This window comes from Bacillus sp. 16GRE42, assembly GCF_019837435.1.
GTDB classification, from domain to species: domain Bacteria; phylum Bacillota; class Bacilli; order Bacillales; family Bacillaceae_G; genus Bacillus_A; species Bacillus_A wiedmannii.
In genome coordinates this window covers 337,896-352,657 of record NZ_JADAXF010000002.1, presented here as the reverse complement: position 1 = coordinate 352,657, position 14,762 = coordinate 337,896, and the positions used below count along the sequence as shown (strand labels likewise).

General features: G+C 36.0%; 13 protein-coding genes. 10 read left to right on the top strand and 3 right to left on the bottom strand.

Going from position 1 to position 14,762, the window contains the following annotated elements; genetic code table 11:
* Window positions 1-101 precede the first annotated feature (101 nt).
* The 10 genes from ILS93_RS14120 (at window position 102) to ILS93_RS14075 (ending at window position 10,677) form a co-directional block, all read left to right on the top strand.
* Window positions 102-1,469 carry an aldehyde dehydrogenase gene (locus ILS93_RS14120; RefSeq protein ID WP_222660717.1) on the top strand — a complete coding sequence of 456 codons (1,368 nt, stop codon included), beginning with the start codon at window positions 102-104 and terminating at the stop codon, window positions 1,467-1,469.
* A 236-nt stretch (window positions 1,470-1,705) separates the two neighbouring features.
* A complete protein-coding gene (potA, locus tag ILS93_RS14115; RefSeq protein WP_000720323.1) occupies window positions 1,706-2,689 on the top strand; it encodes a spermidine/putrescine ABC transporter ATP-binding protein PotA in 984 nt (327 codons plus the stop codon).
* On the top strand, window positions 2,686-3,534 hold the full coding sequence (gene potB, locus ILS93_RS14110; protein WP_000715495.1) for a spermidine/putrescine ABC transporter permease PotB: 849 nt from the start codon (window positions 2,686-2,688) through the stop codon (window positions 3,532-3,534). The genes potA and potB overlap by 4 nt, the downstream gene beginning before the upstream one ends.
* 6 nt (window positions 3,535-3,540) lie before the next feature.
* On the top strand, window positions 3,541-4,341 hold the full coding sequence (gene potC / locus ILS93_RS14105) for a spermidine/putrescine ABC transporter permease PotC (protein ID WP_064476751.1): 801 nt from the start codon (window positions 3,541-3,543) through the stop codon (window positions 4,339-4,341).
* A 38-nt stretch (window positions 4,342-4,379) separates the two neighbouring features.
* A complete protein-coding gene (gene potD, locus ILS93_RS14100) occupies window positions 4,380-5,429 on the top strand; it encodes a spermidine/putrescine ABC transporter substrate-binding protein PotD (protein WP_222660714.1) in 1,050 nt (349 codons plus the stop codon).
* A gap of 59 nt (window positions 5,430-5,488) precedes the next feature.
* Window positions 5,489-6,136, top strand: a complete 648-nt coding sequence (locus ILS93_RS14095; protein WP_222660712.1) for a phosphatase PAP2 family protein — start codon at window positions 5,489-5,491, stop codon at window positions 6,134-6,136.
* Window positions 6,137-6,245: 109 nt separating this feature from the next.
* Window positions 6,246-8,438, top strand: coding sequence for an MMPL family transporter (locus ILS93_RS14090; RefSeq protein WP_222660710.1), 2,193 nt, complete (start codon window positions 6,246-6,248; stop codon window positions 8,436-8,438).
* A 101-nt stretch (window positions 8,439-8,539) separates the two neighbouring features.
* Window positions 8,540-8,956 (top strand): histidinol dehydrogenase, encoded by a 417-nt coding sequence (locus tag ILS93_RS14085; protein WP_222660708.1) that lies wholly within the window; start codon window positions 8,540-8,542, stop codon window positions 8,954-8,956.
* A gap of 100 nt (window positions 8,957-9,056) precedes the next feature.
* Complete coding sequence (locus ILS93_RS14080; protein ID WP_222660706.1) at window positions 9,057-9,980, top strand: RluA family pseudouridine synthase; 924 nt, start codon at window positions 9,057-9,059, stop codon at window positions 9,978-9,980.
* Between the two features lie 91 nt (window positions 9,981-10,071).
* Window positions 10,072-10,677 carry a DUF1648 domain-containing protein gene (locus ILS93_RS14075; protein WP_222660704.1) on the top strand — a complete coding sequence of 202 codons (606 nt, stop codon included), beginning with the start codon at window positions 10,072-10,074 and terminating at the stop codon, window positions 10,675-10,677.
* Between the two features lie 40 nt (window positions 10,678-10,717).
* Here ILS93_RS14075 and ILS93_RS14070 read toward each other — a convergent pair whose 3' ends face one another.
* The 3 genes from ILS93_RS14070 to glcD all read right to left on the bottom strand — a co-directional run bounded on the left by ILS93_RS14070 (window position 10,718) and on the right by glcD (window position 14,747).
* Entirely contained in the window at window positions 10,718-11,545 is an 828-nt protein-coding gene (locus tag ILS93_RS14070; RefSeq protein WP_222660702.1) for a CAP domain-containing protein, read from the bottom strand.
* A 464-nt stretch (window positions 11,546-12,009) separates the two neighbouring features.
* Complete coding sequence (locus tag ILS93_RS14065; protein WP_222660700.1) at window positions 12,010-13,338, bottom strand: (Fe-S)-binding protein; 1,329 nt, start codon at window positions 13,336-13,338, stop codon at window positions 12,010-12,012.
* Entirely contained in the window at window positions 13,335-14,747 is a 1,413-nt protein-coding gene (gene glcD / locus ILS93_RS14060; RefSeq protein ID WP_222660698.1) for a glycolate oxidase subunit GlcD, read from the bottom strand. Before glcD ends, ILS93_RS14065 begins: the two co-directional genes overlap by 4 nt.
* Window positions 14,748-14,762: the final 15 nt, after the last annotated feature.

The following is a 14,762-nucleotide window of genomic DNA, read 5'->3' as shown; positions in this document are numbered from 1 at the left end:
AAATTATATATAATGTAACTTTACGAATAGAAATTTATTATATATGAAGTCTATATAAATAATGAAAGAATTGGATAAAAATAGTGGGAGAAGGTGAATGAATGAGTGTTTCTTCTATTGTAAATAAACAAAAAGCATATTTTTATAATGGCCATACGAGAAGTGTAGAAGTGAGAAAGAATAATTTGAAGAAGCTTTATGAAGGCATTCAGCGTTTTGAAGAAGAAATATTTCAGGCATTGAAATTAGATTTAAATAAGTCAGTTCATGAGTCGTTTACAACGGAAGTTGGATATGTATTAAAAGAAATTTCCTTTCAATTGAAGCATATTTCATCGTGGAGTAAACCGAAGCGGGTTCGAACAGCACTCACTCATTTTGGATCAAAGGGGAAAGTAGTTCCTGAACCGTACGGTGTGACACTTATTATTGCACCATGGAACTATCCATTTCAATTAGCAATTGCACCTCTTGTAGGAGCGTTGGCGGCTGGAAATACAATTGTTTTAAAGCCATCAGAGCTAACGCCAAACGTTTCCAAAGTGCTTACGAGGATGTTAGAGGAATTATTCCAAGAAGAGCTTGTAGCGGTAGTAGAAGGCGGTGTAGAAAAGAGTACGGAATTGTTAAAGGAACCGTTTGATTATATTTTCTTTACAGGTAGTGTCGGTGTTGGAAAAGTTGTGATGGAAGCAGCGGCGAAACGGTTGACGCCACTCACGTTAGAACTTGGGGGAAAAAGCCCATGTATTGTACATAAAGATGCAAAAATAGATGTAACAGCAAGACGAATTGTGTGGGGGAAGTTTTTAAATGCAGGGCAAACGTGTGTAGCGCCTGATTATATGTATGTGCATGCTTCGGTGAAAGAACAGTTAATCGAGGCATTACGACACGAAATTGCGGAGCAGTATGGAAAAGATTCACTAAACAATGACAATTATGTACGAATTGTGACTGAACGTCATTTTGAACGTTTATGTGCATTTTTGAAAGATGGTAAAACGGTAATCGGCGGGAACTATAAAAAAGAAACTTTACATATAGAACCAACAGTGTTAACGAATGTTACATGGCAAAGTACTGTTATGGAAGATGAAATTTTTGGTCCGATTTTACCAATTGTAGAATATGACAACATAGAAGAGGTAATTGGAACAATTCAGCAACAATCAAAGCCGTTAGCGTTATATGTATTTTCTGAAGATAAAGAAGTACAAAAGAAAGTGACGAGTAATATTTCATATGGCGGAGGCTGTATTAATGATGTTGTCTATCATCTTGCAACGCCATATTTACCTTTTGGTGGTGTTGGAAGTAGTGGATTAGGTAGTTATCATGGGGAAGAAAGTTTTCGGACTTTTTCACATTATAAAAGCATTTTAGCCCAATCTACGGCATTCGATATGAAAATTCGTTACTCTTCTACAAAAAGTGCTTTAAAATTCATACGAAAGTTGTTAAAATGATGATGGTGTTTATCAGTAGGCGTAGCCGTATGATAATAGCCCCTTCGCAATGGAAGGGGTTTTTCTGTTCGACATATGTATCATGCAAAAATGAATCAAACATACTACATAAAGAATAGAAGAGAACGCTGCTAAACAACCATTTTTGTTTGGATCGAAACAAAAAATAGTCTATAGAACATAAATATTTATTCATGAATATAAAAATTAAAATTTAAGGTAGATAGGACGGGAAAATGAAAAAGATTATTAAAGTTGAAGCAGTAGAAAAACATTTTGGAAATCAAGTGATTATCCCACCTCTTTCTTTAGACATTAAAGAAGGGGAATTTTTAACGATTTTAGGGCCGAGTGGTTGCGGGAAAACAACGTTACTTCGCATGATCGCAGGTTTTGAAACGCCAACTAAAGGGAATCTTTTATTAGATGATGAAAAGATTAACGATTTGCCACCATATAAGCGTCATATGAACTTAGTGTTCCAACATTATGCGCTATTCCCACATATGAATGTGGAGAAAAATATTTGTTTCGGTATGAAAATGCAGAAAGTACCGGCAGCAGAGCAGAAAGAGCGTGCTGAAGAGGCAATGCGTTTAACGCAGTTACTTGAGTTCCGTAATCGTAAACCTGCAAAGCTTTCTGGTGGACAGCAACAGCGTGTAGCAATTGCGAGAGCGATTGTAAATAACCCGCGTGTATTATTACTAGATGAGCCACTTGGGGCGTTAGACTTTAAGTTAAGAAAAGATTTGCAACGTGAATTGAAAAACTTACAACGTAATTTAGGAATTACATTCATATACGTAACGCACGATCAAGAAGAAGCGATGAGCATGAGTGATCGTATTGTCGTTATGAATAAAGGACATATTGAGCAAATTGGAACGCCGAAAGAAATTTACAATAAGCCGAAAACAATGTTCGTTGCGACATTTATCGGTGAAAATAATATTGTGAAAAACGGGGAAGGCTATGTAGCAATTCGCCCTGAAAACGTAAAGGTACGTTCGGTTGAAGAGCCGATTTTAAAAGAATACCATCTTGGACATATTGAAGACGTTGAGTTTGTTGGAAATATGGAAAAGCTGTATGTACGTGACGAGAAAACATCAGAATTACTAATGGCATATCAAACTGCTGAAGAAGCAGCGCAGTGGAGCATTGGAGATAATGTATACGTAGGCTGGGAGCAAGAGGACGAGGTGACCTTAAATTGAAAAAAGGGAAATTACTCGCACTACCGACAGTCGCGTGGCTGTTAATCTTCTTCCTAATTCCCCTTCTGTTTGTATTGGCATTTGCCTTTATGCAGCGCGGGGCATATGGGACAGTGGAAATGCAATTTACGTTAGAGAATATAGCTCGTGTGTTTGATCCACTATACATGGGAACGTTATGGGAAACTGTTAAGATTGCAGTTATTACAACAGTAATCTGTTTAGTAATTGGTTATCCATTTGCTTATACAATTACAATTGTTGATCGCAAATACCGTTCCATTCTTTTATTATTGGCAACGATCCCGTTTTGGATTAACTTCCTTGTTCGTTCATACGCATGGATTGTTATTTTACGTTCACAAGGTCTTGTAAACACATTGCTATTGAAACTAGGTATTATAAGTGAACCTTTAAATTTACTATATAACACACCTTCTGTAATACTCGGAATGGTCTATTCTTTATTACCATTTATGATTTTACCGGTGTATGCAGCGATTGAGCAGCTTGATAAGCGTAAGCTAGAAGCAGCTTATGATTTAGGAGCAACACCAGCAAAGGCATTTTGGAATGTAACAGTACCAATGACGATGTCAGGGATTGCTACTGGTTCTATTTTAGTGTTTGTTTCTTCTATCGGAATGTTTGTTGTATCAGACGTTATGGGTGGATCGAAAGTAGCATTAATCGGAAACGTAATTCAAAATCAATTCTTAGGAGCGCGTGACTGGCCGTTTGGATCTGCGTTATCTATGATTGTTGTTCTATTCTCTGTTCTGTTAATTTACTTATATTATCGTGCAACGAAAGTATATAAATATGATGGAAACGGAGGGGAATAGGCAAAGATGAAGAAGTTTTTAGTTTCTTATTCTTGGTTAATTTTATTGTTCTTGTATTTTCCAATGATGGTTTTAATGGTATATTCCTTCAATGATTCTCGCATTAATGCGGAATGGGAAGGTTTTACATTCCATTGGTATACAGATTTATTTCAAAAGCAAGATGTTATTGATGCGTTTGTAAATAGTATGACGATTGCGATCGTAACGACGGTTGTAACGACAGTTCTTGGTGTGATTTTCGCGATTGCATTACATCGTTATAAATATCGTTATGAAGGGGCTATTAACGGTCTTGTGTATTTACCAATTTTAATTCCTGATATTTTAATGGGATTATCTTTACTTATCTTATTTAGTCAATTAGGTATGGAGCTTGGCAAAACAACAATTATTATTGCGCACATTACATTTAGTATTTCATTTGTTGTCGTTATTTTAGCAGCACGTCTTTCTGGAATGGGACGTGATTTAGAAGAGGCTGCCAATGATTTAGGAGCAACGCCGTGGCAAACATTTCGTTATGTAACGTTCCCGGCAATTGCACCAGGAGTTGTTTCAGCCGCATTATTAACATTCACATTATCAATTGATGATTTTGTAATTAGTTTCTTCGTATCAGGACCAGGATCAACAACATTGCCATTATACATTTACAGTATGGTTAAGCGCGGAGTATCACCAGAAATTAATGCACTTTCTACAATTTTAATTGTGGCTATCGTAGGATTAATGGTTCTATCTGAAATCTTCCGTAACAAAGGTGCAGATGGTGAAGAAAACTCTGGAGGACACCTTCCTTTATAATACGAACGATATAGAAAGTACGAGGAGGTAATAAACCGATGAAATTAATAAAAAGATTAGCCGGCGCAGCAATTAGCTTTAGCCTTGTTGCTGGTGTACTTGCTGGTTGTGGTGAAAAGAAAGAAGAGTTAAATATTTATAGCTGGGCTGACAATTTTGATGAGCAAGTGCTAAGAGATTTTGAAAAGAAATATAACGTGAAAATTAACTATGATAAGTATGCAAGTAATGAAGAAATGCTTGCGAAATTACAAGCAGGTGGCGCGAAGTATGATTTAATTCAGCCGTCTGATTACATGGTTAAAACAATGGCGAAAATGGATTTATTAGCGCCGTTAGACAAAAAGAATATCCCGAATATCGAAAATATGGTTTCTAACTTCAAAACACCGGCGTTTGATTCAGAGAATAAATATTCTTTAGTATATACTTGGGGTGTAACAGGTATTGCATACAATAAAAAGTATGTGAAAGAAGCTCCTACAAGCTGGGCTGACCTATGGAATGAAAAATATAAAGGGCATGTAACTTTATTAAATGATTCTCGTGAAGTGTTAGGAATGGGTCTTAAAAAGCATGGATTCTCAAACAGCACGAAAGACGATACACAGTTAAAGACAGCAGCAGATGATTTAAAGAAGCTGCTTCCAAACTTATTAGCATTTGATACAGATAATATTAAACAAAAATTCATTACAGAAGATGCTTGGATCGGAACAGTTTGGTCTGGAGATGCAGCATTTATCGCAAAAGATAATAAAGATGTAGAGTATGTTGTACCAAAAGAAGGCGGCACAATTTGGGCTGATACGTTAGCAATTCCAAAAGGTGCGAAAAACAAAGAGCTTGCAGAGAAGTTTATGAACTACTTATTAGATGAAAAAGTAAGTGTGAAAAACTACGAGTCAATTGGATACAGTAATCCTAATGAAAAAGCTCATCCTCTTCATAGTAAAGAATATCGTGATAATCATATGATCTTCTTAACGAAAGAAGAATTAGATCGTACGGAATGGCTTGTTGATGTAGACGATAAGCTAAAAGACTATGATCGTTACTGGACAGAGTTAAAAACAAAAGGTAAATAAGTAAGGAAATGCGGTTTCTAAAGTAGAAATCGCATTTTTTCATAGTAGGAGGAAATCGCTTGAAAAAGAAGTTGCATCAATATGAGGTAGTATGTATCGTTTTATTACTTGCTATATTTGGCATTGTTGCTTGGCGCGTACATGCGGGTGGCGTTACAGTGATGGATACATATGTCCGAGCATTAGTAAAAGGATTACAAACAGAAGGTTCGCTTACATTTTTTTCACACTATACAAAATTAGGTTCTGCTATCGGGATTGTAACTACGCTGGCTATAAGTTTACTTGTTTTTTGGAGAAAACGTTATTATGCTGCGATGATCGTGTATCCAATGGGCATTTTAATAACACATCTTGTTAATAAAGGGATAAAAGAAATTGTGAAAAGAGAGCGTCCGTCGTTAAATGAAGCGTTGGATGCGCTTGGATATAGCTTTCCTAGTGGGCATGCAATGTTATCTATTATGACATTCGGATTTCTTGCTTATATCATTGCGGCAAATTTGAAGAGTGTAACGGGGAAATATGTTATAACGATTTTGATGGGAATCGTAATTGTATCGATTGGATTAAGTAGAGTTATTTTAAATGTACATTATCCAACTGATATTTTAGCTGGTTATTGCGTAGGTGGTATTTTGCTAATTATAGCGATTTACTGCCATCGTTTACTTACGGAGAGATTGGGACTTAATAAAGAGAGATAAAAAACGTCTGGAAAAACTATCAATATAGTGTTTCCAGACGTTTTTTGTTTGTACGAAGATGTGATACAGTATAAATGACAATTGAATTATTTAAAGTAGGTGAAAATGTGTGAAAACAAATGTAAATAAAGTAGATAAGTGGGGGAAATTAGGCGCTTTTTTGTATCAGTTTCGTTATACAGTAATTGTAGCATTACTATTGCTTGCGATCGCACTTGGTATTTTCGCTCCAAAGCTGCCGGGAGTATTAGGTGGTGATGGTTTCCAAACGGAAGGGGACTATCAAAAAACGAAAGAAATTTTAGATAAAGATTTTAAGAGGTCTCAAGACACACTGCTACTCGTTTTTGAAAAAAATAAGGGTGTTTCACATGAGGAATTTCAAAAGCAAGTAGAGGAAATTGTAAAGAATGTACAAGAGAAAGAGACTTATGAATCTTTCCATCACCCGATACAAAATAAAGAAATGTTACAAGATGATATTGGCTATGCGACAATTTTATTTTCCGGGAAAACAAATAAGGAACGAATGGAAAAGACGTTACAATTTGCTGATAAAGTCGAAAAGGAAAGTAATGCAGCGTTAAAAGTAACGCCAACAGGATTTCCAAAAATTAATCAAGAGATTAATGAAAGAACGCAAAATGACTTAAAAGTAGCAGAGATGATTGGGTTACCAATTGCATTTCTCGTATTACTATTTTCATTTGGTAGCCTTTTGGCATCTATTTTACCAATTGTAAATGGAGCACTTAGTGTTATTAGTACGATGGGCATATTATACTTTATAGGTAGCGATAAGGAACTATCTATCTTTGTGTTAAATGTTGCACCGATGATCGGACTTGCGCTATCTATTGATTTTGCACTATTATTTGTAAATCGCTTTCGAGAGGAAGTTGCAAAGCGAACGGTAAAAGAAGCGATAGCAATTACATATCAAACAGCAGGGCGCGCTATCGTATTTTCAGGATTATGTGTATTTGTTGGATTATCCGGCTTGTTTTTCTTTAAAATCGATTATATTCAGTCTGTCGCAATTAGTGGAATGATTGTTGTGATTATGAGTATTTTATTCTCACTCACACTTCTTCCAGCGTTATTGTCATTAATTGGGGAACGAATATTAAAAAAGAATCAAGTAGCGCATACGCCGGCAAAGGCGTGGCGTAAGTTTGCACAATTTGTAATGAAACATCCAATTGCGATGATTATTGTTGTTACAACATTTATTGTTATTTGCTTATTACCGTTACGTACAGCTAATTTGCAGTTCCCTGACGTAGAAGCTCTACCTAAACAAAGTGATACAAGAATTGCATATGAGAAGTACGAAGAGGCATTTAATAAAACTGCAAAAAAACATGCTGATGTTACGTTAGTGGTAGAGACGAAAAAAGATATGAAAGAAAAAGAAAGTTTACAAAAGATAGAAGAAGTCGTTCAAAAGTTAAAAGATGATAAGAAAGTATATGAAGTGAGAAGCTTATACGACGGGTTAACTGGTATGAAAGCAGATCAAGTTGCTGGAATGTTAGAGTCGCCAGAAGCTGCGAAACTAGCTCCTATATTTGAAGCATATACGAAAGGAAATAAGACGACGATAGAAATCTTTTTGAAAACAAAACCACGTACTGAAACTGCTAAACAGTGGGTTCGTGATTTTAAACAAAATTATAACGAAACAGATGTTACGTATTATTTAGGTGGGATGACGACGTTCCAACAAGAGTTAGAAGATGAAATTAAAGATAAAGTTGCAATTGGTATGTCTGTTATATTTGGCTCTACCTTTGTTATATTATTATTTGCATTCCGATCTATACTCATTCCGATTAAGGCGATTATTATGAATATACTTAGTTTAAGCGCAACAATTGGAATTGTTGTTTGGTTATTTGAAGGTGGGCATTTTGGTTTAGAAGCGAGTCCTGTTCTATTTGTCTTACCAATCTTCATTTTCGGTCTCGTATTTGGGCTTAGTATGGATTATGAAGTTTTTCTTATTTCACGTATTCATGAGTTATATGAAGAAACAGGAGATAATGATCAAGCGACGTTAGAAGGACTTGTGTCAACAAGTAGGATCATTACATCAGCTGCGTTAATTATGATTGTTGTAACTGGTGCGTTCGCCTTTACTGATATTTTACCAGTACGGCAAATGGGGCTTGGTGTTGCATTAGCGATATTCCTTGATGCAACAATTATTCGTCTTATGCTTGTACCAAGTTTAATGAAACTGTTTGGAGATTGGAACTGGTGGTTACCATTTCGAAAGAAAAGAGAAAAATCATCGTAAAAAATACTCATCTTATAGATGAGTATTTTTTTATGAATAGCAAGACCTACATTTTGCAAATAGTATGTGATAAGAACATTACATATAAGTAGGTGAAGGCAATGTTTCGTTATTTTAAGTTTAAGCTAAATGATACAGTACAGTTTGCAGAAAACGATGGGCATATGTATCGCATTGTCGGTTATCGGTTAGAAAAAGGATATTATCCAAAAGATGAATGGACTCATATCATTTATGAATTGCTTAGAGATTTTGATGGGTATACGATGGATGCGGAAGAGGAGGAACTTGTAAAGGTCATTCAAGTAGAGGATGAGTATTACAAAATACAAGAAGTATCAGGCTATCGTTATCCGGTAAAAATGAAGCAAAAACAACAAGTGATGAAAATAGAAAAAATTGATGACTTATTAGATACGTATAATGATTATAAAAGATTGGCGGATTTCTTTAAAGATTTATCGTATGAGCAAAAAGCGGAAGAAGTATTGCAGGAAATGAAACGGCGTAGAGCGTGAGGGGGACAGTCTACTATAAGACTGTCCTCTATTTTTGACGGTGCATCAAATTGTGTTTTCCGTTACAATGAGAGAATCAATAGAAATAAGGTGATACAGTATGGAAACGAAGAAGAAGGGCGAATGGTGCGAAATTACTGTTCCAGTGAAATGGAATGGCATAAGTATTGATTCGTTATTAAAAATAGAATGGGAAATACCGAAAAAGTTGTTACATCAGCTTCGTATGGAAAAAGGTATTACCGTTAACGGAGAACAGAAAAGATGGAATGAGCTTTTAAAAGAAGGCGATAAGTTACAAGTACATATGTTTATGGAAGAAGAATACGATGTAGAGCCTCAATATGGTGAATTAGATGTAGTATATGAAGACGATCACGTACTCATCGTAAATAAGCCTGAGAAGATGGATACGCATCCTGCGGAAAAAGGTGGAACGGGAACACTTGCAAACCTTGTTGCTTTTCATTTTCAAATGCAAGGTTTAGAGACGAAGATTCGTCATATTCATCGGTTAGATAAAGATACGACAGGTGGTGTCGTGTTTGCTAAGCATAGAATTGCTGGTGCAATTATGGATCGTTTATTAATGGAACGAAAAATTAAAAGAACATATGCAGCGATTGTGGAAGGGAAAGTAAAAGGTAAGCAAGGAACAATTGACGCAGCTATTGGAAGAGATCGCCATCATGCGACGAGACGACGTGTTTCTCCAAAGGGGGACCAAGCAATCACATATTATAAAGTAGAGAAGTATTTTAAAAAACAAAATGCTACGTTCGTAACGTTACAATTAGAAACAGGTAGAACACATCAAATTCGTGTTCATATGAGCTATCATGGTAATCCATTAGTTGGAGATGTATTATACGGTGGACAAACGAAATATATGTCCAGGCAAGCATTACATGCGATGAAAATTCATTTCTTGCATCCAATTACGAAAGAAGAGATCGAAGTGGATGTACCATTTCCGATAAAATTAAATAATACAATGAAAGAATTTCAAAGAATGAATGCATAAAGTGTAAGTTTAAATTTGAGAAAAATAGATTCTTGCAGGAATTTCTCTAAAAGAAGCGAAGCCGTTAAGAGAAAAGAGAGGTGAGAATTACTTGGTCAAATATAAATATATACTAGGAATATTTTTCGTTTGTCTTTTAGTTACTCTATGCCTCTATCCATACTTACCAAACCTTATGGCAGTACATTGGAATGAAAATGGTGAGCCAAACGAGTTTATGAGTAAACAAGTTGTTATAGCATTTATTCCTTGTCTTATTATTTTTTTACATGGATTCGTGTATATTATTTCACATTATGTATATAAGCTTAATGAAGGCGAGCATGTCATTATAAGTGGATTTCTAAAGACGATTACTTTATTTATGTTGTTTATCCATCTGCTCATTCTCTTTATTAATTTTGGAAGCATGATATCCTTTCAGACAGGACTAACAATTGGAATTAGTTTGTTTCTTTTTATGCTTAGTAAAGGATTTAAAAAAGTTAAGAGTACGGAAAAGGACCCAGTCAAATTACAAAAAATTCGTTTAGTGAGTAGGCGGATTTTTCAAGTGATGGCATGTAGTATATGGTTTTCCTTGTTTTTGAACTTGAAATGGGGATTTTATGTGTTACTTAGTGTAATAAGTTGTGGCTCTATTTTGTTTATGTTCTACATATTGTACTCGTACATAATAGAAAGTTATGAAACGTAAAAAAGAGTCCTCTCATTATGAGAAGACTCTTTTAATCTATTTACTTCGTAATAAATTGTTGTGTCCAGTAGTTGCCGCTTTCTACATAGCCAACACCGATGTGAGTGAAGCCGTTATTTAAGATATTTGCACGGTGTCCAGCACTGTTCATCCAAGCTTGTACTACCTCTTCAGGTGTACGTTGGCCTTGAGCGATATTTTCACCTGCAGATGTATAAGAAATACCAAATTTCTTCATCATGTCAAATGGAGACCCATATGTAGGGCTGTTATGATCAAAGTAGTTATTCTTCTGCATATCTTCAGATTTAACACGTGCTACTTTGCTTAATTCAGTATCGATTTTTAGTGCCGGTAAGCCTTGTTTTGCACGTTCAGCGTTTGTTAATTCAACAACACGTTGTTCGAATTCGCTTAAAGATTTTGCTTCTTCAGCAGGCTTTTGCTCAGCAGGTTTTTGTTCAGTAGGTTTTTGAGTATTGTTGTTTTCAGCTGGTTTTTGAGCTTCTGGTTTTTGAACTTCTTCAGCAGGATTTTGCTCAACTGGTTTTTGCTCAGCAGGCTTTTGAGTTTCTGGCTTAGCTGTTGGTTGCTCAGTTACAACATTTTCAGTTGGTTGTTGACCAGGAATGAAGCAGTTTGGTTGGAAATTTCCTTGTTGCCATTGTGCTAATGACTCAACGCCCATAGATTGTAAGAATGCTTGTAATTCTTGTTGGTTCATTTGCTTCATCATCACTTTTGAATGCTGAATATTTTGAACCTTTATGTTAGATGGTTGTACAGTTGCAGCTTGTGCATCTAAAGATGATACTCCTAAAGTAAGAGCTGTTGCAGCAGCTACAGATAATAAAACACGCTTTTTCATGATGTGTGTCCCCCTATATAAAGTTTTAATTTGTTTTCACACGATTTGTTTTGACAGCCTGTCTGACTGACAAATTCATCGTAGCATACAATTTGCGAGAAAAAAGATGGAAAAAAATTCATAGACTTTAAAATTACCTAATTTATCCTAATTGAAGAAAAGGAAAAAAATAAGAGAAACATAGAGTATAAAAGGAATTTTCAGCATTTTTATACTTCGTTTTAAGAGGGGGTTTTTGGATAAATGTACCTATATTGAAAATGAAGAATCCTATTGTATCAATGATTTGAGCGTTTTTTCGAGGAATATACTGGATTGATTTTTACACAACTGTAATGTTTCTGTTGTTCTTTTTTATAATAAAGTAACATATTCTTAATCTTGTAGCGGACAAAAAAGCGGCTATCTCTTTACATAGACGAAGGAGATAGCCGTTTTCCTATTATTACGTATGTTACGAGTTATTACGAGTTGGTTTCAATTGCTTCTAATAATAAATCTACAATATGAATTCCTCTCATTTTATGAGAAAGTCCTTCTCGTTCAATGCCTAATTTCATTTGTAGTAGGCAACCTGGGTTTGCAGTAACAATAGTTGCTGCTTCTGTTTCATGTACACAGTCCATTTTATAATCTAGAAATTCCATGGATAGTTCTGAATGAACAATATTGTAAATACCAGCAGAACCACAGCAGCGATCAGAATCTTTCATTTCACAGTATGTTGCGCCTTGAATTGCTTCTAGTAACATACGAGGTTCTGAAGATGTTCGCATAACATTTCGTAAATGACAAGAGTCTTGATACGTAATAATTTGCGATGGAAGTCGTAAGTCATTCCGTTTATGGAAATCTAGTTCTACTAGAATAGCAGTAATATCTTTAATTTTAGAAACAAACTGCTTTGCGCGTTCAGCCCACTGTGGATCATCTTTTAAAAGATGATCGTAGTCTACGAGGTAAGCTCCGCAACCACCTGCATTCGTAATAATATAGTCGATGTTTAAATCTTCGAATGCTTTTATATTTCGTTTCGCTAATTCTTTCGCTCCACTCTTTTCACCAGCATGCCCATGTAATGCACCGCAGCAACTTTGTGTTTTCGGAATAACGATATCACAACCAGCTAACTGAAGAAGTTTCATCGTTGCGTTATTTGTTTCTAAAAACATCGTATCCATTAAACAGCCTGTGAAGAATGCAACTTGTTTCTTCTTCGTACTTTCAGCAGGTAAAAATGCAGGACGATCTTTCATTGCTTTCATTTTAGGGACTTTTGGTAAAACAAGATCCATCGTTGCAAGTGTTTCAGGGAATAACTTCATAATCCCTGTTTTATGTGTTAGCGTTTGTAAACCAGAACGCTGATAAAATCCGATTAACCCTGTTAATGTTCTCATTCGATTTTGATGCGGGAAGAGCCCTTCAAAAACGACTTTACGAACGGCTCTCACTGGCATCGAGAACTTTTTATTTTGATTTATAATATCACGAGTTTCTTCTAATAAATGTCCATAATTTACACCAGATGGACAAACAGGTTCACAAGCACGGCAGCCAAGGCAAACATTCAATGTATTTTCAACATCTTCATCTGGCTCAATTAAACCGTCAACGACCGCTTTCATTAATGCGATACGTCCTCGTGGTGAATGTGATTCTTTATATCCAGATTGGATGTAAGTAGGGCAAGTTGGTAAGCAGAAACCGCATCGCATACAGTTTAGTAGTTCATCTTCACTTAATCGTTCTTTAAATTCCTTTTGAATGTTTTCTTTATTTAATGTTGTCATCGCTCAACCACCACTCTTTTGCGAGTGTCTTTCGCGAACATCTTGCCTGGATTCATAATGTTATTTGGATCGAAGGCTTGTTTAATTCCTTGCATAGCAGCAATACCTTCTTTACCTAATTTCATTTCTAAATACGGAGCTTTCATCGCACCAACACCATGCTCACCAGTAATCGTGCCGCCAAGTTCAATTGCTTTTGCAAATATTTCAGCAAAAGCTTGTTCAGCCCTGTGCATTTCTTCTTCATTACGAGCATCTGTCATACAAGTTGGGTGTAGGTTGCCATCACCAGCATGCCCAAACGTACAAATAGGAATGTTATATTTTTTTGCAATTGCATTAATCGCTTCAACCATTGGAGCTATTTGTGAGCGTGGTACCGTTGCATCTTCTAGTATTGTAGTAGGTTTTAATCTTGCAAGTGCTGATAGTGCACTACGGCGAGCTGTCCGAAGCGCATCTGCTTCCGCTTCATTTTTTGCAATGCGAACATCGACTGCATTCATAGAGCGGCAAACGTTAGCCATTTTTTCAATATCTCGATTGACAACTTCAGGCGGACCGTCTTGTTCGATTAATAAAATTGCTTTTACATCAGTTGGTAAACCGATTTGTGCAAACTCTTCTACTACTTCAATTGTCGGCTGGTCTAAAAACTCAAGTGTTGCTGGAATGATTTTATTTGCAATAATAGAAGAAACAGCATGTGCAGCTTCATTAATATCTTCATATAGTGCAAGCATCGTTTTCTTCGTTTCAGGCATAGGAACAAGTTTTAATATCGCTTCTGTTACGACGCCAAGTGTTCCTTCAGAACCGATAAATAAACGAGTTAAATCGTAACCAGCTACATCTTTTGCTAATTTACCGCCAGTGCGAATAATATCGCCATTTGGTAAGACAAGTTCAAGACCCATCACATAATCACGTGTTACGCCATATTTTAATCCGCGTAAGCCACCTGAGTTTTCATTAATGTTACCGCCGATTGTAGAAATTTTCATCGAGCTTGGATCAGGTGGATAAAATAAACCTTTTTCTTCTACTGCTTTAATAATATCAAGTGTAATTACACCAGCTTGTACAGTAATTGTTAAATTCTCTTCATCAATTTCTAAAATGTTATTCATATGGCGGAAGATAAGGACGATACCGCCTTCAAGTGGACATGTCCCCGCGCAAAGGTTTGTTCCAGAACCACGAACATATACAGGAATGTTGTGAGTGTTACATATCTTTAACACTTCAGCTACTTCATTTGTATTACGAGGAGCAATGACTGCATCAGGCATTGCTTGGAAGTTTGGAGTGGCATCATAACTATACGTTAAACGCCCCATATTGGATGTATCTACATTATCTTCGCCAATAATGGATACGAATGAATGAATAATTTGCTTTTCTAACATTGGAAATCCCCCTCA